We start from the raw sequence: 19,018 nt of genomic DNA, 5'->3' as shown, positions 1-19,018 counted from the left end.
CGGGACAGACGGGAATCCGCCGAGCGCCCTCCCGCGAGGGCCGGCGCCGGATCGAGGCGCGGGGACCGCCCCTCCGGCCCCCGGGCCGGTTAGACTGGAGGGCGATCCGTCCGAAGGAACATGAGTTGCGTCGTCCGTCCCGGGCCGAGGGCTCGCGGTTCCGTCTCAAGGTCGGGAGATCGTCGATGAAAGCGGTCGTCATCAAGGGCAAGGGTGGGCCGGAAGTCCTGGAAGTGGTGGACCGGCCGAAGCCGGAGCCGCGCGGAGAGCAGGTGCTCGTCCGGGTGCGGGCCTGCGCGGTGAATCGGGCGGACCTGCTCCAGGCGAAGGGGCTCTATCCCGCGCCGGCGGGGGCGCCGGCCGATATCCCGGGGCTGGAGTTCGCCGGCGAGGTGGAGGCGCTCGGGCCCGACGCCGAGGGGCAGGCGAGGGTCGGCGACCGGGTCTTCGGGATCGTGGCCGGCGGCGCCCAGGCGGAGTATCTGACGACCCACCCCCGGATGCTCGCGAAGATCCCCGCCGGGCTGGAGTTCGACGCGGCCGGGGCCGTCCCCGAGGCGTTCCTCACCGCACACGACGCGCTCGTGACGCAGGGGGGGCTGGAGCCGGGCGAGAGCGTCCTGATCCACGCGGCGGGGAGCGGCGTGGGGACGGCGGCCGTGCAGATCGCCCGCGCGATGGGCTGCACCGTTTTGGGGACGTCGCGCACGGCCGAGAAGCTGGAGCGGGCCCGCGACCTGGGCCTGGACGTCGCGATCGTCAACCCGTCCGGGACCTTCGCCGACGAGGTGAAGGCCCAGACCGGCGGCGAAGGGGCCTCCGTCATCCTCGACCTGCTCGGCGCCGGGGCCCTCGCCGAGAACCTGGCGTCGGTCGCGAAGCGGGGCCGGATCGTGGTCGTCGGCCTGCTGGCCGGGGCGAAGGCGGAGATCGACCTGAACGCCCTGCTGGCGAAGCGGGCGACGCTCGTCGGCACGACGCTCCGGGCCCGGCCGCTGGAGGAGAAGATCGCCGCGACCCGCCTGTTCGCGGCGCAGGTCGTCCCCTGGTTGGATCGGGGGACGGTGAAGCCCGTGCTCGACGTCGTCTATCCGCTCGAAGAAGTGCGGAAGGCCCACGAGCGGATGGCCTCGAACGCGGGCTTCGGCAAGATCGTCCTGCGGCCCTGACCGGGCCGGCAGGCGGTCCGGTCGTTCAATCGGCGGCGTGGAGCCCGGTGGCGAACCCGGCGGCGGGCTCGGCGTCGTCGGCCAGCAGGCCGTCCTGGATTTCCAGGACGAGGTCCTGGGGGGTGATGAAGCGGCGGTCGTGGGTGACGACCACGAGGGTCGTCTCCAGCGACTCCTGGAGGCTGCGGAGGATCCGGTAGATCTCGTCGCCGGTCTTGCTGTCCAGCTCGCCGGTCGGCTCGTCGGCCAGCACGACGAGGGGCTGCTTGACCAGGGCCCGCGCGATCGCCACCCGCTGCTGCTCGCCGCCGGAGAGCTGGTAGGGGTGATGGTCCAGGCGGTCCCCCAGGCCGACCCGCTTGAGCAGGTCGACGGCCCGCGCCCGCTGCTCGGCCGTCACGCCCCGGGGCATGAACGGGATCAGGACGTTCTCGACGGCCGAGAGGTTGCTGATCAGGTTGAACGACTGGAAGATGAAGCCCACCGTGTCGCGCCGGTAGTCGTTCTGCTCAGCCTCGGACATCGCCGTCAGGTCGCGGCCCTCGACGAGGATCCGCCCCCGCGAGGGACGGTCGACGGCCCCGAGCAGGTAGAGCAGGGTGCTCTTGCCCGAGCCGCTGGGGCCGACGATGAACGCGAAGCGGCCCTTCTCGATGGTGCAGCTCACGCCGCGGAGCGCGTCCAGGGTCCGCGTGCCGCTCTTGTACGACTTCCAGACGTCCACCACGTCGATCATCGAGCGTCCTCGGAACAGCGGTAGGTGACCCCGATCCGTCGGGCGGTCAGTGCGACCCCAGGCGGATGGCTTCCATCGGCACCATCCTCGCGGCGCGCCAGGCGGGGTACAGCCCCCCCAGGACGCCCGTGGCGACGGACAGCCCCAGCCCCAGCAGGAGCGAGAACGGCGAGACCCCCAGCCGCAGGCCGCCGCCGACGAACTGGTTGGCGACCAGCGTCCCCAGCCAGGCCAGGACGCAGCCCGAGACCCCCGCGAGGAGCCCCAGATAGGCGCTCTCCAACGTGACCAGCCCCAGGACGTTCGCCTGCGACCAGCCGTTGGTGCGCAGCACGCCGAACTCGACGAACCGCTCGGTCGTGCTCATGAGCATCGTGTTCACGATCCCCACGACCCCCACCAGGAGGGCCAGGCTGACGATCATCATGAGGACCTTGTCCACCTGGCCCATCAGCATGCCGAAGTTCGCCTGCACCTCGTTCATGCTCCGGGCGCTCACGCCCGGCTCGGCCGCCTCGATGGCCGCGCACACCGCCTGGTAGCCGGGGGGCGTCTGGGCTTCCACGTAGATGCTGGAGACGGTCTCGACCGGCATCTTGAGGATCCGACGGGCGGTCTGGATGTCCATGACCACCACCACGTCCAGCAGCATCGAGCCGGTTTCGTAGATGCCGACGATCTCGCAATCCTCCTCGCCGACGAGCAGGCGGTCGCCCACCTTCCGGGGCTCGCCCTTGTCGTTCGGGAAGTTGCGGGCGATCTTCCGGCTGATGACGATGCTCGACTTGCCGACGTCGCGTTCGTCGAGGAACCGGCCCTCGCCCCGCTCCTTGAGCGCCCGGGGGAAGACCGCGCTCTTCAGGTCCTTGTGCGTCGGGTAATCCTGGCCGGAGATCACCGGCTGGTCCCAGATCGACCCGGCGCCTTTCTTGGACATCAGGTTGCCGGCGGCCCGCATCAGCATCCCCTGGCCCTCGATGTTGGGGGCGATCCCCCACACCTCGGGCGCCACGGCGCGGACGCCCGGCACGGCGCGGATCTTATCCACCACGCCGATCGACAGCGTGCTGGCGACCGGGCTCGGGGTGTTCTCGCGGAGGACGATCACCCCTTCGATCTGGCTGAGGGTGTCCCCCACCATGTTGCGGAGGCCGTCCGAGAGGCTGAACAGGCCGAGCACGCCCAGGATCGGGATCGAGAGGCCGATCAGGGCGAGCAGCGTCCGCATGGGACGGGTCAGCAGGTTGCGCCAGGCGAAGACACCCATGTTGATTCATCCATCCTGTGTTCGGCCGGGCTCCCGGGATCCCCCCCGGGCGACGCGCTGCGGGCCCTCGCGTCGCGGCTGTCGAGATCGCGACCGCCGGGGTCCGACCGGCCCCCGCAGGGCGAGGGGCCGGCCGGACCGAATGCGGCGGGGTCGTGCGGGACGATCAAGCGTCGCCCGGCTCCGGATGGACGGCTTCCGAGCCGGGCGGGGCCGACTCGGACGGGGCGGATCCCGAGGCCGTCGGGCCTTCGCCCGGGACGTCGTCCTCGCGGGCCTGCCAGAGCTGCTTGAGCTGCCCGAAGGTGCGGAGCGGGACGTTGCCGGTCAGCGCGTCCTTGGAGAGGGGCGGCGGGGGCGGGGCCGGCCGGGCCGGCCGCGGCGGCATGGCCGGGCGCTCGTTGCGCTGGTCGGGCCTGGGGCCGCCGAAGCGGCCGCCGTCGCGCCCGTAGGCCCCGCCGCCTCCGCCGCCGCGAGGCCCGCCGCGGTTCTGGCCCTGGCCGGGTCCGCCGGTGCGATAGCCTCCCGGGCCGGGAGGCCGGCCGCCGGGGCCGGATCGACGCGGTCCCGCGTCGCCCCCTTCGGGCCTGGCGTCGATCGGCGCGGCGCCGACCGGAGGGGCCGTCAGGCTGGACGGGCCGGGGCGAGGGCCCCGGCCGCGGCGTCCCTGGCCCTCGCCGCCCTGGCCCTGAGGGGCCCCTTCGCGGCGACCGCCGCCGCCGCCGGGTCCGCCGGGGCCGCCGCGATGGCGCTCGGTGCCCGGCTTGACCATCGTCAGCGAGACCCGCTTGCGGTCTTGGTCCACCGACATCACCCAGACGGTGACCACGTCGCCCACGCTCACCACGTCGTGCGGGCTCTTGATGTAGCGGTTGGCGAGCTGGCTGATGTGCACCAGCCCGGAGTCCTTCAGGCCGATGTCGACGAACGCGCCGAAGTCGACCACGTTCAGGACCGTCCCCTTCAGCTCCATCCCGGCGGTCAGGTCCTCCAGCTTGAGGACCCCCTTCTTGAAGATGGGCTTGGGGAGGTCGTCGCGGGGGTCGCGGTCGGGACGGCCGAGGGCCTCGATGATGTCCTTGAGGGTCGGCTCGCCGATCTCCAGCTCCGCGGCCAGCGCGGGCACGTCGGCCTCGGCGAGCTTGGCCCGCAGCTCGGGGAGCTTGTCCTTGTCGCGGACCACTTCCGGGGCGTATCCGAACTTCTCCAGGAGCCGGGTCGCCGCCGCGTAGCTCTCGGGGTGGACCCAGGTCCGGTCGAGCGGGTGGGGGCCGTCGCCGATCTTGAGGAAGCCGGCCGCCTGCGTGAACGTCGCCGGGCCGACCCCTTCGACTTCGATCAGCTCGTCGCGGCTGGCGAACGGGCCCTTCTCGGTCCGGCGGTCGGCGATACGGCGGGCGGTGAGCTGGTTCAGGCCCGAGACGTAGCGGAGCAGGGGGACGCTGGCGGTGTTCAGGTCCACGCCGACGAAGTTCACGCAGCTGGCGATCACCGCGTCGAGCGATTCCTTCAGCTGCTTGGGGCTGACGTCGTGCTGGTACAGGCCCACGCCGATGTTCTGGGGCTCGATCTTGACCAGCTCCGAGAGCGGATCCTGGAGCCGACGGCCGATCGAGATGGCGCTGCGGAGCGTAGCGTCGTACTCGGGCAGCTCTTCGCGGCCGATCGGGCTGGCCGAGTAGACGCTGGCGCCGGCCTCGTTGACGATCACGTACGCGAGCTGAGCCAGCAGGCCGTCGGCCGCGTGGGGCGCGGGGGGCGTCTGCGGCGGCGGCTGGTGGTTGCGCGAGCGCGAGCCTCGGCTCTTGCCGCGGCGGCCTTCGCCGCGGGGGCTCCCCCCCTCGGGGCGGCCCGAGGAGGCCCGGACCTCGCCGCCCTCGGCGGGGGCGGGCGTCTCGGCCGGCGGGGCCTCGGGACCCGGGAGGGCCTCGTGGCTCTCCGGTGCCTCGAGGCTCGCCGGGGTCTCGGCGTGGGCGGTCGGCTCGGGGGCCTGGGTCTCGGCGTGGGCCGTCGGCTCGGGGGAGTGGGATTCGGCGGGTGCCTGGGACTCGGGCGAAGCCGCGGGATCGCCCGCCGGCTGGGCCTGGAGGTCGGCGGCGTCGGGCTGGACTTGCTCGCCGGCCTCGGCCTCGGGAGAGCCGCCGGAGATCGGCGGCAACTCCTCCTCCTCCTCGGGCTGGAAGTCGTCCGGCACCGTGAAGCCGTCCGCGCCGGCCTCGACGGCGACCGGGGTCCCGGCCTCGACGGCGACCGGGGTCGCGGCCTCCTCGGCGGTCGGGGCCTCAACCTCGGCCTCGGCCGCGACCTCGGCGGGGAGGTCGTGGGGGTGGGCCGGGCTCTCGGCCTCGGCCTCGACGACCTCGGCCGGAGACTCGGCGGCTTGCGCGACGGCGTCGAACCCCGCCTCGGGCTGGGGTTCGGCCGGCGTCTCGGGTTCGGACGCAGCCTCGGGCTCGGTCGGCTCGTCGGCCTCGGGCCGAGGCTCGCGGGGGGGGCGGGCGGCGGCGTTCGCGAGGGCCGCGGCGTAGGCGGCCTCGGCGGCGGCGCGGGCCTCGGGGTTGGTGCTGAACTCGGTCCCCTCGGAGATGATCTCGGCGACCAGCTCCTCGGTCTCGCGGCAGGCTGTGCCGTTGCCGATGGCGACGACGTTCACGTGGTGCTTGCCGACGAGGTCCTTGATGAACGTCTTGGCCTCGGAACGCCGGCTCTGGGGGGCGTGGGGGTAGACGATCCCTTGCTCCAGCAGGTTGCCGTTGGGGTCGAGCACGGCGACCTTGCAGCCCGATCGCAGGCCCGGGTCGATGGCCAGGACGACCTGCTTGGGGATGGGGGGCTGGAGGAGCAGGCTCCGCAGGTTGCGGGCGAAGACGTCGACCGCGTGCTTCTCGGCGGTCTCGGTCAGGTCGTGGCGGACCTCGCGCTCCATGCTGGGGAGGATCAGGCGCTCGAGCGCGTCGACGGCCGCGGCGTGGAAGGCGTCGGCCTGGGGGTGGCCTTCGAGCGGCAGCTGGCCGAAGAAGGCGGACTCCAGGTCGGGCCGCGAAACCTCCATCTTGACCTTGAGCGGACCTTCCTTGTCCCCCCGGTTGATCGCCAGCACGCGGTGCGGCGGGACCTGGGCGACGGGCTCGCTGTAGTCGAAATAGTCGCGGTATTCCAGGCCCTGGCCCTCGGCGACCTCGCCCTTGGTGGTGACGAGCTTGCCGGTCTTCCAGACGGCCTTGCGCACGGCCTCGCGGACGGCGGCCATCTCGCTGATCGCCTCGGCGAGGATGTGGCGGACGCCTTCGAGGACCTTCTCGGGGGAGTCCAAACCCTTCTCGGCGTCGACGAACTCCGCCGCGGCGGCGGGCAGGTCGGTCAGGGTCTCGTCGCGGGTCCAGATCCGGGCGGCGAGGGGCTCCAGGCCCTTCTCGCGCGCCTCGGACGCCTTCGTCCGCTTCTTGGGCTTGAACGGCAGGTAGAGGTCTTCCAGGCGCTTGAGGTTCTCGGCCGATCGGATCGCGACGTCGAGCTCGGGCGTGAGCTTGCCCTGCTTGTCGATCGTCTTGAGGATCGTTTCTTTGCGCTCGGCGAGCTCGCGAAGCCTTTGGATGCGGATCTGGATCTCGCGGATCACGACCTCGTTGAGGTTCCCGGTCCGCTCTTTCCGGTAGCGCGTGATGAAGGCGACGGTGTTGCCTTCGTCCAGCAACTGGACGACGCTCTCCACCTGAACGCGCCGGATCTGCAGGTCTTGCGCGATTCGGCCCAGGTCGACCTGAATCGGGTTGTCCATGGAGCCTCTACTCTGCACCAAGGTGTGACGACGGCGATGGGGGGAGGCGACGAGGCCGACCGCGTTGGGCCGGGTGCAGCGCCGCACCCCATGGAAGACGGCTCGCGGTTCGATCCGAGCGCACGAAGACGCCTAGCCTGAAAACAAGTCTGGACAACCTATCTCATCGTCCGGGGCCTGTCAAGAACCCCGTCGGGCGGGAACCCGTTCCCAAATCCTGATGCGGCCAAGCTTTCGGACGGCGATTTGGAAAGATGGGCAAGGCGCGTCGTCCTCGACGCGGCGCGCGGACGGGGCCGGTCCGACGCCTCGTCGGACCGGCCCCGCCTCGCGAATCAGGTCCGGCGTCAGCCGCCGTGCCAGTTGAAGTAGAACGGATAGGGGTAGGGGCCCGGGCCGGGGACGACGGGGTCGACGTCGTAGATCGGCACGTAGCTCCCCATGCTGTAGTACATGCCGACCGGCCGGAACGGCTCGGCCATCCCCTGGAAGACGCGGAGGGGGCGGGGCCAGGGCTTGCTCGACGCGGTGACGGTGGACTGGCCGGGATTGCCGTAGAAATACGGATAGACGCTCTCGGTGTCGGCCGCCTTCCAGCCCAGGCCGTAGAGGCCCTGATCCTTCGGCTTCACGCGGAGGTGCTTGACCAGGCCGCGGTCGGCGTAGCGGGTGGCGTAGAAGTTGTCGCGGTAGGGGTCCTGCGGCAGCTTCCCGGCGGGGTTGGTGAACCGCATCACGAGGCCGCTGCGGGTCTCCAGGTCGGGGACGTTGGGCGGGGGGGCCTGGGCCCGGGCGACGCCTCCCGAGAGGGCGAGCGTCAGGGCGACGGCGGCCGCGAGGCGGCCCCCGATGCGGGGCGAGGGCTCTGGCATGGCGTTCCTTTCCGTGAGCGAGGCGCCCGGAAGTCCTGCCCGGGCTCTAATCCCGACGACGACGACGGGCCCGGCGCGGGTCGCGCGCCGGGCGCGTCGGGCCGTCACCGTTCCGTGTTCAGTAGATCGTCAGAAACCGTCCGGGGTCATCGGCGGGAAGGCGAAGAAATCGCGGGGCGAACGGGTCGTGACGATATAGGGGACGTAGCCGGGGGTCAGCGGCACGGGGCCGCCGGCGCCGACGAAGTAGTCGTACTTGGGCCCGACGAGGCCGCCGAGCAGGCCGTGGAGCTTGCCCTTCAGGCCGCCGAGGGCCGCCAGGCAGTTCTTGCACCCCGCGCCGCCGCAGTGCAGGCACTGCTTGAGCTTCGAGAGCAGGCCGCAGCCGCCGCACGCCCCGCAGCCGCCGCCGCCGCAGGAGCCGCAAGGGTCGCCGAACCCGGCGCCGCCGCAGCCCCCGCATCCGCCGCCGCCGCAGAGCTTGCACTTCAGCTTGGCGCCGAGGCCCGCGAGGTGGCCGCCCAGCCCGCAGCCGCCCCGGCCGCAGCCGTTGGGCCCGCAGCCGCCGTGGCCGGCCGGGCTCACGATCGCCTGGCCGGAAGGGACCGACTGGCCGGTCGCGACCACCCCGGCGGGGTGATAGGGCCCGAAGTTCTTGGGATGGCCGGCGACGACGGGAGCGTACGTCGCCGCCCCGTGACCGTGGCCTTTACCCAGGCCAAGTCCGTGGCCGTGGCCGGCGAGACCGGCCAGGCCGGAGCCGACGACCGCGCCGCCGTCCTTGCAGCCGCCCAGGCCGCAACCGCCGCCGAGCCCGCCGTGTCCAAGGCCGTGGCCGTGGCCGAGACCGTGGCCGTGGCCGCCCTCACCGTGTCCGTGTCCCGCCCCCAGGCCGTGCAGACCCGCGAGCTTCCCCTTCAGGTGCCCCGCCGCGCCGTGGATCGGGCCCGCGACGTGGCCGAGGGCCTTGGCCGCGGCCGCGTGCTTGTCCTTGGCGTAGTGGCCGTAGGGGACCGGCGGGGCGAAGTATTCGCCGCCGGTGTTGAAGTCGTAGGCCGGCATTTCCTTGGGGAGCGTGGGGTGCAGATGGTATCCATCCGCGACCGCCCGACCGCCCAGGCTCATCCCGAGCAGGGCGGCCAGCCCCAGGGCGAACGACGTCTCTCGCCGAATTCCGAAACAACGCATGGTTAATCCCTTACCTGAGTCGCATGTCCCCTCCTGGATCGTCCGGAATCAATCGAGCGAGGACCGTGGCTCCCCGCGCGTCCTGCACGGGGCGTCGCCGCCGATCTCCTGCGGCCATCTCTGACCTTGCCTCTTGAGATCGGTGCGGGGCGCGGAGAACCTCGAACCAATCCGGCGTTCGAAACGCGAGGACGGCCCGCCCCCCCGCTACAGGCCGGGGGAACGGACCATCCGAATCAATCAGGCGACGAGCCGGGCTCGGCGGCCGTCCGGCTCAGCGGCCGCCCTTGCCGAAGACGACCGAGGCGGGAAGCTCCGTGACCGGGCCGACGCCGTCCTGGTAGGAGATCGCGGCGTGCGACGAGCGGTCGGCGCGGTCGCGGCGGGCGCGTGCGTCGCGGCCGATCCGGGTGAGGTCGGGGAGGTCGAGCAGGTGGGTGAGGATCCGCGGGCTTCGGGCCGTCGTCCCGCCGATCGCGGTCTGGGCCGGGATCATGCTGGTGGGCGTCACCGAGGGGTCGCGGGGGCCGGCCTGGGGGCCGGCGGCCATCGCCCCCGCGACGGGCGTGAAGTTACCCTGGCTGGCCCGGGCCACGCCGACCGGCTCGGGGGCGGCTCCGCCGGAGACGGCCCGGCCGGTCGGGAACTCGGCCGCGACGGCCTCGCCGCCGACGACGGCCCGGCCCGGCGCCTGGGGATCGATCCGGGAGTCGGTCACGACGATCGAGCCGGGGACGATCGTCCCCCCCATGGCGGCGGCGTCGGCCTCGCACGAGGCGCAGCCGGTCGAGCCGGGGGCGACGGCCGCGACGTGCGCGTGCTGATGCTGGTGACCCGCGCCGACCGGGACGGAGCCCGGCGGCAGGGCGGACGGCGGCGGCGGGACGTCGATCCCGTCGCGCGACTTGGCCTTCGCCCGCTGGCACTCGGTGCAGCTCCGACGGGCCAGCAGGCCCTTGTGGCTGTGCTTGGCGGCGGCCGCCGAAGGCCGGGCGGCGAACGCCCGGGCCGGCTCGCTCGGGGCGGCCCCGTGTTCGAGGACGATCGGGGGCGCCTGCGGGCCGCCCAGCTCCTGGCCCACCGCCTGGGCGGCCAGCGGGGCGGCGAACGCCAGTCCGAGCAGCCCCGGAACCAACCGTGTGGAGAATCGCATGCGGGAACTCCTTTCCCAGGAGGCCGCGCCCGCCGAGTCCCGGATCGGGACCAGCGGCTCGCGGCCGTTTGCGGTCGAAACCGGGTCGGCCGTCTTGCTTGACCAGTTCGGCCGGGCCCTCCGAGGGGCTCCGCCCCTCGTCCCTCCCGACCGTCGCCCCGAGGCCTCCGGCCCCGCGACGCTTCGACGCGTCGCTCTCGTTCGAACGCCCGCGCCGGGCCCTCCCGATACATCCCCTATCATCGGCAGGGCGGGCCCCCGGCTTTCGGGAAAACCGCGCCAGGCGGAACTCGACGGCCGGCGGGCTCCTCCGGGACGTCCGCCCGGCGGTCCGCCTTGACGAAATCCGTAATTGTTACAGTATCGCAATCATCCGGCTGGACGGCGCTCGGCACCACAAGGTCACGGAAGGCGAAAGCGATGAAGGAAGCCGCGATCAGGATCATCCCGCTCTCTCTGCGGGCGCTGGCCCTCGGCCTTGGGCTGACCTCGGCGGCCCACGCCTCGCCCTACACGGCCACCTATCTCGGGAGGTTCGAGGATCTCCGGTCGAATGGATCGAACCTCGACAACGCCTCGAATGGCGTGTCGTATCTGTTCCCGATCACGACGAGGTACCCGGAGCCCGGCGAGATCGCGGACCCGCCCATGGCGACCCTGCCCGACGGAAACGGCGGGACCCGGGCCATCCCCATGGTCGTCACGGCGATCAACGACGCGGGAACCTACATCGGCGGCGTCTCCGACCCCGCCGGCCCCCCGGGCGTAACGACGCGGACCTTCACCGTCCGGTCGGAAGACGGCCGGTACGCCCCGCTCGTCGAGCTGACTCCCGCGACCCGCGGCTGGATCGCGCTGAGCCAGTCGAACCAGATCCTGCTCAGCGACCCGGAGAAATCCTGGCTGTACGACGTGGCGACGCGGACCGCGACGCCCGTCGACTCCCTGGCGCCTCCGCAGTTGCTGGCGTCGTACGCCGCATTCCACCCGACCGGCATCGACGATCGCGGCGACTTGCTGATCCGCGCCTCGCGCCCGAGGCCGGGCGGGGCGGCGGGGGAGTGGGACGTGGACGCGTACCTGCTGACCCCCCCGGGCCTGGCCGCGCCCTCGCCGGTCCCCGAGCCGTCGGCGCTCTGGATCTTCGGGGGCGTCGCCGCGGCCCTCGGCGTCCGGGCCTTCGTCGGCCGACGCCGGGCGATGGAAGCCGCCTGAGGCGGAGCGGGGGGCCCTCCCGAGCCCCCGGCCGGTCCGCTCTCCGATCAGGCGAAGAGTTCGGCGACGGGCTTGCCGCCGTCGACGATCCGGATGGGGCGGCCGATGGCGGTCTGGTTCTCCTTCTCGGCGTCGACGCCGAGGGACTTGCAGATGGAGGCCATCAGGTCAGGGACCGTGACGGGACGGTCCTGGACCTCGGTCCCGTCGGCGCTGGAGGCGCCGACCACCTGGCCCCCCTTCACGCCGCCGCCGGCGAGGGCGACGTTGAAGACGCGGGGGAAGTGGTCGCGGCCGGCGGTGGCGTTGATCTTCGGCGTCCGGCCGAACTCGCCCATCCACACGATGAGGGTGCGGTCGAGCATCCCGCGCCCCTTCAGGTCGTTGATCAGGGTCGCGAAGCCGGGGTCGACCTGGCCGGCGAGCTTGCCGACGCGCTCGTTGTTCTGGTTGTGGGTGTCCCAGCCGCCGCAGCGGACCTCGACGAAGGTGACGCCGGACTCGACCAGCCGTCGGGCCAGCAGGCAGCCCTGGCCGAACGGGGTGCGGCCGTAGGCGTCGCGGATCGCGGAGTCCTCCTGATCCAGGTCGAACGCCTTCATCCGGGGGGAGAGGACCATCTTCGAGGTCTGCTTGTAGAGGGCGCGATGGTCGCGGACCCGGTCGGCGCCGCCGGCCTGCTCGAAGCCCGCCTTCTCCAGCTGATTCAAGAGGCCGAGCCGGCGCTGGAATCGTTCGACGGGGACGCGGGCCTGGGCGTTGTCGGGAGGGCGCTGGACGTTGGGGACGATGAACGGCTCGTACTCGGCCCCGAGGAACCCGGCGCCGACCGTGGGGCCGCCGATGGCGACCATGTGGGGGAGGTCGAAGCCGGAGTCGCCCAGCTCGCACGCGGCGATGGAGCCGAGACCGGGGTGCTTGAGGGTGGCGGTGGGGACGTACCCGGTGTGGAGCTGGTAGTCGGCCCGCTGGTGGTTGCCTTCCTTGTTGGTCATCGAGCGGATCAGGGCCACGTCCTTCATGACGCCTGCGGTCTTCTCCCAGCCCTCGGCGATCGAAATGCCGGGTACGGCGGTCTCGACGACCTTGGTCTCGCCGCCGTTGGCGGTGCCCGGCTTGGGGTCGAAGGTCTCCATCTGGCTGGGGCCGCCGGACATCCAGAGCAGGATGCAGGCGGACTGCCTCTTGCGCAGCTCGTCGGCCCGGAGGGTCAGCAGGTCGGTGAGGCCGAGCGGGGCCAAGCCGCCGGCGGCGAGACCGGCCGCGCCCAGGCCCAGGCTCTTGAGGAACCCGCGGCGGCCGACGACCCCGTGGCGGTTCATGGCCACCTGGACGATGCTCGATTCGGTGCGCATGGACGGTCTGCTCCGTGCATAAGGGGGCCGTGCGGGCCGGTTCGGGTCCGAGGTCGGGTTCGTTCGATCAGCGTCGCGAGAGGAACTCGGTGGAGTTCACGAGGCTCCAGTAGACGTCCTCGAAGGCCTCCTTGCGGTCGCCGGCCTTGCCCAGGTACTCGCCGCACACGGCGACTTCCTTGGGGGTCGGGCGTCGCGAGAGGACCTGGAGGTAGAGGGCGTCGAGGGCCTCGCGGTCGCCGGCCGATCGGGCGAGGATCGCCCCCAGGGGGGTGCCGGGCCGGGCCTGCGTGCGGTTGTGGACGATCGGCCCGTTCATGAGGAACAGGGCCTGGGGGATCGTGCCCAGGACCTCGTCGGGGGTGGTCGAGGGGTCGACGCCGAAGAGCTTGTTGAAGGGCGTGCGGAGCCCGGCGTTGCGGGCGGCGCCCTTGCCGACGGCCCCGGCCAGCCCGGCGGCCTCGGCGGCCTTCTTGCCGTTCTTCGCGGCGGGCCCGGCGGACGCCTTGACCGGCTTCAGCGGCTTGCCGTCGGCCGTCTTCGGCGAGCCGGTCGGCGCGGCGCCGCCGACCGGGAGGTCGAGCGCCACGGCGAGCGCCTCGAAGATCTGGTCGGCCCGCAGGCGGCTGGGGCAGGCGGCGGCGAGCTGGGCCCGGCCGGCGGGCGACGAGGACGACCGCGCCCGGCGCTGGTAGGCCTCGGTGTTCAGCAGGGTGCGGAAGAGCCAGCGGACGTCGTAGCCCCCCTCGCGCCACTGGTCGGCCAGCGGGAAGAGGATCTCCGCGCCTTGGGCCTCGCGCTCGGGCCCGATGTCGTCGACCAGCTCGTAGAAGCCCTCGCCCATCAAGACGGTCCAGATCCGGTTGACGTAGGCGCGGGCGAACCAGGGGTTGTCCTGGCCGGTGATGTAGGACGCGGCCAGCTCGCGGAGCTGGGCGGGGGAGAGGCCGTCGGGCAGCTTCGCGGCCGGCTCGGTCCCGTTCGAGGTCAGGAAGAACCGTGGCTTGACGGGGATGGTCTTGGCCGGGTCCTTCAGGTCGGGCATGGCGTAGCGGGCGCGGGGGGTCTGCTCGACGGCGAAGGCCGCGCGGACGCCCGGCGAAGCCTTCACGACCCGCCGCACCCGGCCGCCGGCGAAGAACGCGGCCAACTCGTGGAACTGTTCGCGCTTCCACGAGTCGGTCTTGTGGTCGTGGCACTCGGCGCACTGGATCTGCACGCCCAGGAAGACCCGCGAGGCCTCGCCCGCGAGCTGAACCGGCGACGCCGTATGCGCCGCGGTGAAGCCGGTCGCGCCGTTCTCGTCGGTCCGGCCGGTCGCCGTCAGCAGGCCGACGGCGATCTCGTCCCAGGGGCGATTGCGCTCGAACTGGTCGGCGATCCAATCTTCGAGGAGGTCGTATCGGACCTGCTGGGCGTTCGCGTTCGAGGCCCGGAACTGGATCACCTCGCGCCAGTATCGCGACCAGTTGCGGGCGTACTCGGGGGTGGCGAGCAACTCGTCGATCAGCCTCGCCCGCTTGTCGGCCGCCTTGTCCTGGACGAACTCGCGGACCTGCGCCGGGGTGGGGGCGACGCCCGCGACGTCCAGGTAGACCCGCCGCACGAACTCCAGGTCGCCGGTCGGCGGGGCCGGCTTGACGTCCGGACTCTCCTTGGCGAGCCGGGCGGCGACGAGGGCGTCGAGGTCGGCCGGAGTGATCGTCGGCGCGACGACCTTCCGCTCCGGCCGCTTCGGGGGCTCGGCGGGGGCGGCCTTGGCGGCCTTCTTCTGCGCCGCCTGGCGGAGCCGCTGGACGGCCTGGACGACCTCACGAGCGGCGGCGGGGTCCAGGGGGGCGTCGGCCTCCGCCTTCATGGCGGCCTTGGCGTCGGACTTCGGGTCGGACTTGGCGGGCTCCTCCGCCAGGCCGAACGCGGCCAGGCCGAGCCAGCCGGCCGTCGCGGCCGCAGCCCACGAGCCCGATCGGGCCCAGGCCCAAGTCCCGGATCCTCGACGATGATCGACGGTTGCCTCGTGCATGACGGCCGCTCTCCCCTTCGACATGGACGACGATCGGTGCGCCGAGGACGCGCGTCCTTCCGACACCCCATTCAACACCACGTCGCCGTGGGGGTGTTGCGTCGGAAAGATTTTTCATCATCCGGGGCGGGGGGGGGGGCCGGCTTAGATGATCGCGATCAACAGCCAGCCGAAGACGACCAGGCTGACGAGGGCGAGCGCGCCGGCGGGGAAGAGGCGGCGGGACTTGGCGACGAATCGATAGTTGAAAAACAGCGTCAGCGCGAGGGCGACGGCGGCCCCCAACTGGAGCCCTCGCTCGGTGTCGAGGAACAGCGACACGAGCAGGGCGATCGCGCAGGCGACCGCGCTGGCGGTCCCGGCGATCAGCGAGGGCCGGCTGCCGGCCTTCTTGTAGCCCATCACCCCGCCGACGGCGAGGAAGGCGGCGTAGAGCGCCAGCAGCACCTGGGCGGAATGGGCGAGCGTCATGACGGTGGGACTCTCGATTGGATAGCGGGATCGCCCGCGTGGGACCCACTGAGGCTAGGCTGGGCCGCAATTCGCGTCAACGGCCCGGCCGGAAACGACCGGAGGGCGACGCCCCCGTCGATCTCCGTGCGTCGGGCGCCGGGATCGTCGGAGGCGTCGCCCTCGCGAGGGCGACCGGGCGGGGGCCCGTTCGGCTTTTGCTCAGGTCACGGGAGGTTGCGCTGGGGCGCGGCCTCGTCGAACGCCGGATTCGGGTCCGGGCCGTTCTGGCCGGGGCCGATCCCCGGGTTCGGCGGCTGCGGGATGTCTTCGAGCGGGCTGGCGTTGACGTCCGTCGGGTTGCCGAACCCGCGCTGGATGGCCGGGGTGGTCCCGGGCGCCACGCGCTGCTGGGTGATCGGTTCGGCGCTTCCGGGCACGTCCATGCCCATGGAACGCATCCGGGCCCGCTGGGTGGCCGCCTGGGTGTTCGCCCAGGGGAACTCGGGACCCTTGGAGAAGTACTGGACGTCGTCGTGCATGTACTTGCCGGAGGGCAAGGTCATGCCGGCGTACTCGACCTGACAGCCAACCGACGGCAGGACGAAGCCCATCGCCAACGCCGACCAGAGCGCCGCCCGTCGGCGCGTGGCTCCTCGCGGCGAACTCATGCCGGGCAACCCCATAGCTTCCACCCTCCTTGGCGTTCTCGGCCGGCCCGCCGTTCCTGAGGCCCCCGGTTGGGGGAGGCGGGCCGCCGCGGGGAGTCGTATTTCTAAAAAACCCGGCGACCGGATGCGATGACGCGGAGGACCGCGGGTCGATCCGCTCTCGAAGACCGTTCCGCGGTCCTCGCGTCACGGTCGCCGGGCTTCTTGCTCGGTTAAGGAATCGGCCGGATCGCCGGGTCAAGCCCAATGATTCCGGCCGTTTCCCCCGAAATCCCCCCGCGGCGGGGGCGTGTCAGGCGTCCTGCGAGGCGTGCGGGTCGTGGCGGGCGATGAGCATGGGGACGTCCAGGCCGTGGCGGACGCGGTCCACGGTCTCGCCGTAGAGGAGGTCGCGGACCCAGCCGTGGCCGTGCGAGCCCACCACCAGGATGTCCACCGGGCGCTCGCGAAGGTGCTCGATGAGGCTCCGGGCCGGGTTCGGCCCGTAGAGCAGGGCGGGGGTCGCGCGGTAGCCCTTCTCGGTCAGGACCCGGACCAGGCTCTCCAGGTACTCGGCGTCGGCCCCGCTCTCCAGGTCGGCCGTCATCGGCCCATGCAGGGCCGAGAGCGGGGAATCGACCACATGCAGCAGCACCAGCTCCCCGCCGCGGCCCTGGGTCTGGGCCAGGCTGATCGCCCGGTTGAGGATCTCGACGTCGGCCGCCGTGTGCTCCAGGGCCACGCCGATCCGCCCCAGCGAGCGCGGCCGGAGGGCCACCGCCCAGTCCATCTCCGCGCGGGTCGGCGGGGTCCACGTCGGCGAAGGTTGCACGATCGGCTTGATGAGCACCCAGCCCAGGAGCGTCGTCACGCCGCCGGCCACCCCCCAGAGGCCCGCTGCGACGGGCCAGGCCAGCGGGATCGGCCCCAGGTACACGCCCGACTCCGCCGCCGCCGCCGTCCACTCCACGATCTGGTCGAAGACGAGGTAGCCGTTCAGGGCCACGATGACCCCCGCGATCGCCCAGGCCAGGATCTGGCCCCACCCGGGGGTCGCGAACGCCCCCATGTTCCGCCGGTTCGAGGTGAAGTGGATCAGCGGGATCACCGCGAACGAGAGCTGCAGGCTGAGGATCACCTGGCTGAGCACCAGGAGCCCCTGCGTCGACTCCTCCCCCGCCAGGGCGATCACCACTACCGCCGGGATCAGGGCGATCAACCGCGTGATCAGCCGCCGGAGCCACGGGGCGATCCGGATGTGCAGGTAGCCCTCCATCACGATCTGGCCGGCGAGCGTCCCCGTCAGCGTCGAACTCTGCCCGGCGCACAGGAGGGCCACCCCGAAGAGGATCGGCGCCGCCGCCCCCAGGAATTCCGGAAGCAGCTTGTGGGCCTCCTCGATCGTCGCCACCTCGCGACCGCTGGCGTGGAAGACCGCCGCGCTCAGGACCAGGATCGCCGCGTTCACGAAGAAGGCCGCGTTCAGGGCGATCGCCGAGTCGAACAGGTAGAACCGGCAGGCCGTCGCCTTGCTCGCCCTGTCGGCCCCGATCCGACGCGTCTGCACCAGCGACGAGTGCAGGTACAGGTTGTGGGGCATGACCGTCGCCCCCAGGATGCCGATCGCCACGAACAGCGAGCCCGGCGGCAGCGACGGCCTCAGCCCGGCCGCCATCGCCCCCAGCTCGGGCCGGGCCATGAACACCTGGATCAGGAAGCAGGCGCCGATCGTCGCCACCAACGCCAGGATCATCGCCTCCATGGTCCGCATCCCCCAGCGCTGGAGGTACAGCAGGAGGAACGTGTCGAAGGCCGTGATCACGCAGCCCAGGAGCATCGGCATGCCGAACAGGAGCTTCAGCGCGATGACCGTCCCCAGGATCTCGGCCAGGTCGGTCGCCGCGATGGCGATCTCGGCCAGGAACCAGAGGACCGCGTTGACCCAAGGCGAATACTCGGCCCGGCAGGCCTGCGCCAGGTCGTGCCGCGTCACCACCCCCAGCCTCGCCGCCAGCGTCTGGAGCAAGAGCGCCATGACGTTCGACATCAAGAGGACCCAGAGCAGGGCGTAGCCGAACCGCGCCCCGCCCTCCAGGTCGGTCGCCCAGTTCCCCGGGTCCATGTAGCCGACGCTCACCAGATACGCCGGCCCCATGAACGAGAACATCCGCCGGAACCGGCCGAACCGACCGCCCCCCGTCGGCACGTCGACCGAGCCGTGGACCTCCTCCAGCGACCGCCGATCCGACCCCGTCTCCTCGACCACGGCCATGCCACCCTCGCTTCCCGTCGGCGTCCACGCCCCCAGGGGGAGCGGCGCCGTTCTTGCTTGGACCTGAATCTTATCTCACCTATGTAACTTTCGTTTCGGCGACTTACAAGGGGAGATCGGAAATCGGCGAAACCGATTTTTAGGGAAACCAAAAATCGGCCGGACTTGCGATTCCGCCCGGATTCGCCGCGCGCCCGCGCCGGGGACGCATTACTCTAGAAGAGGTAGGCGGCCCGACCGCGAAGGCGACGCGGCGGGCGCGAGCCTCGCACCTGCATCAGGAGTGTCCAGCGATGAGGCGGAATTTGCTCGGCGTGACGGCGTGCCTGGCGACGATCGCGGCGGCCTCGGCTTCGGCCCAGGACGTGGGCGAGCCGGCCGCTTACGGCGGCTTCGGCGGGGCCTACGTCCAGGCGCCCTCGCTCTACTACCCTTATCCGGGCGTGATCGAGTCCCGCTTCGGGACCTTCTTCACGGTGCCGGTCGTCCCGGGCGTCCCGGAATCCCACATCGAGGCGGCGACGATCGATGCGACCAACGCCGCGCACGCCGGCGCCGTCGACCCCGCCGCGGCCCTCGCCCCCGAGGCCAAGGACGCGCCCGCCGCCGTCGGTGCGAATCGGAAGCCGACCCGGACCTACGCCCGAGGCTACAGCCGACCCCCGGCCCCGTTCCGCCGGGCCCTGCCGCGCGGCAACCTGGCCGACCTGAACCTCGCCCCCGAGGGCGGCATCCCGGCCTACACCCCCGAATCCCGTTACCAGACCTACGGCCAGGCCTACGGCCTGGGCCCCTACGGGACCAACTACTACTCGGGCTACTGGCACGGCTACGCCCCGATGAACTACTACCCCGCTCCGGTCTACCCGGTGCCCTGATCGCGACTCCCC

14 protein-coding genes are annotated in these 19,018 nt (G+C 72.1%); 3 read left to right on the top strand and 11 right to left on the bottom strand.

The genetic code is table 11. The features are described from left to right. The first annotated feature begins 185 nt into the window (after positions 1 to 185). A complete protein-coding gene (locus G6O68_RS21450; protein WP_165250697.1) occupies positions 186 to 1,169 on the top strand; it encodes an NAD(P)H-quinone oxidoreductase in 984 nt (327 codons plus the stop codon). Positions 1,170 to 1,194: 25 nt separating this feature from the next. On the opposite strand, the gene G6O68_RS21445 is transcribed toward G6O68_RS21450, so the two are convergent. From G6O68_RS21445 to G6O68_RS21420, 6 genes are all read right to left on the bottom strand, one after another. After that, on the bottom strand, positions 1,195 to 1,905 hold the full coding sequence (locus G6O68_RS21445) for an ABC transporter ATP-binding protein (RefSeq protein ID WP_165250696.1): 711 nt from the start codon (positions 1,903 to 1,905) through the stop codon (positions 1,195 to 1,197). Between the two features lie 46 nt (positions 1,906 to 1,951). Then, positions 1,952 to 3,172 (bottom strand): ABC transporter permease, encoded by a 1,221-nt coding sequence (locus G6O68_RS21440; protein ID WP_165250695.1) that lies wholly within the window; start codon positions 3,170 to 3,172, stop codon positions 1,952 to 1,954. A gap of 166 nt (positions 3,173 to 3,338) precedes the next feature. Beyond that, on the bottom strand, positions 3,339 to 6,950 hold the full coding sequence (locus tag G6O68_RS21435) for a Tex-like N-terminal domain-containing protein (protein WP_165250694.1): 3,612 nt from the start codon (positions 6,948 to 6,950) through the stop codon (positions 3,339 to 3,341). Between the two features lie 347 nt (positions 6,951 to 7,297). Beyond that, positions 7,298 to 7,822, bottom strand: coding sequence for a hypothetical protein (locus G6O68_RS21430; protein WP_165250693.1), 525 nt, complete (start codon positions 7,820 to 7,822; stop codon positions 7,298 to 7,300). Positions 7,823 to 7,951: 129 nt separating this feature from the next. After that, positions 7,952 to 9,010, bottom strand: coding sequence for a hypothetical protein (locus G6O68_RS21425; protein ID WP_165250692.1), 1,059 nt, complete (start codon positions 9,008 to 9,010; stop codon positions 7,952 to 7,954). A 274-nt stretch (positions 9,011 to 9,284) separates the two neighbouring features. Next, the gene (locus tag G6O68_RS21420; RefSeq protein WP_165250691.1) at positions 9,285 to 10,163 is read right to left on the bottom strand and encodes a hypothetical protein; all 879 of its coding nucleotides are present in this window, start codon (positions 10,161 to 10,163) and stop codon (positions 9,285 to 9,287) included. A 420-nt stretch (positions 10,164 to 10,583) separates the two neighbouring features. Here G6O68_RS21420 and G6O68_RS21415 point away from each other — a divergent pair, with 420 nt between their 5' ends. After that, complete coding sequence (locus G6O68_RS21415) at positions 10,584 to 11,378, top strand: hypothetical protein (protein WP_165250690.1); 795 nt, start codon at positions 10,584 to 10,586, stop codon at positions 11,376 to 11,378. Between the two features lie 47 nt (positions 11,379 to 11,425). Here the strand turns inward: G6O68_RS21415 and G6O68_RS21410 are convergent, their stop codons facing one another. The 5 genes from G6O68_RS21410 to G6O68_RS21390 all read right to left on the bottom strand — a co-directional run bounded on the left by G6O68_RS21410 (position 11,426) and on the right by G6O68_RS21390 (position 18,128). Further along, on the bottom strand, positions 11,426 to 12,733 hold the full coding sequence (locus G6O68_RS21410) for a DUF1501 domain-containing protein (RefSeq protein ID WP_165250689.1): 1,308 nt from the start codon (positions 12,731 to 12,733) through the stop codon (positions 11,426 to 11,428). A gap of 67 nt (positions 12,734 to 12,800) precedes the next feature. Next, positions 12,801 to 14,756 carry a DUF1549 domain-containing protein gene (locus G6O68_RS21405; RefSeq protein WP_165250688.1) on the bottom strand — a complete coding sequence of 652 codons (1,956 nt, stop codon included), beginning with the start codon at positions 14,754 to 14,756 and terminating at the stop codon, positions 12,801 to 12,803. 144 nt (positions 14,757 to 14,900) lie between these two features. Further along, the gene (locus G6O68_RS21400) at positions 14,901 to 15,227 is read right to left on the bottom strand and encodes a TMEM14 family protein (RefSeq protein ID WP_165250687.1); all 327 of its coding nucleotides are present in this window, start codon (positions 15,225 to 15,227) and stop codon (positions 14,901 to 14,903) included. Positions 15,228 to 15,433: 206 nt separating this feature from the next. Then, the gene (locus G6O68_RS21395; protein WP_165250686.1) at positions 15,434 to 15,877 is read right to left on the bottom strand and encodes a hypothetical protein; all 444 of its coding nucleotides are present in this window, start codon (positions 15,875 to 15,877) and stop codon (positions 15,434 to 15,436) included. 292 nt (positions 15,878 to 16,169) lie between these two features. Continuing rightward, positions 16,170 to 18,128, bottom strand: coding sequence for an Nramp family divalent metal transporter (locus G6O68_RS21390; protein ID WP_165250685.1), 1,959 nt, complete (start codon positions 18,126 to 18,128; stop codon positions 16,170 to 16,172). A 293-nt stretch (positions 18,129 to 18,421) separates the two neighbouring features. Here G6O68_RS21390 and G6O68_RS21385 point away from each other — a divergent pair, with 293 nt between their 5' ends. Further along, complete coding sequence (locus G6O68_RS21385; protein ID WP_165250684.1) at positions 18,422 to 19,006, top strand: hypothetical protein; 585 nt, start codon at positions 18,422 to 18,424, stop codon at positions 19,004 to 19,006. Positions 19,007 to 19,018: the final 12 nt, after the last annotated feature.

This window comes from Paludisphaera soli (assembly GCF_011064595.1).
GTDB lineage: Bacteria > Planctomycetota > Planctomycetia > Isosphaerales > Isosphaeraceae > Paludisphaera > Paludisphaera soli.
This window is presented reverse-complemented; position numbering and strand designations above follow the sequence as displayed.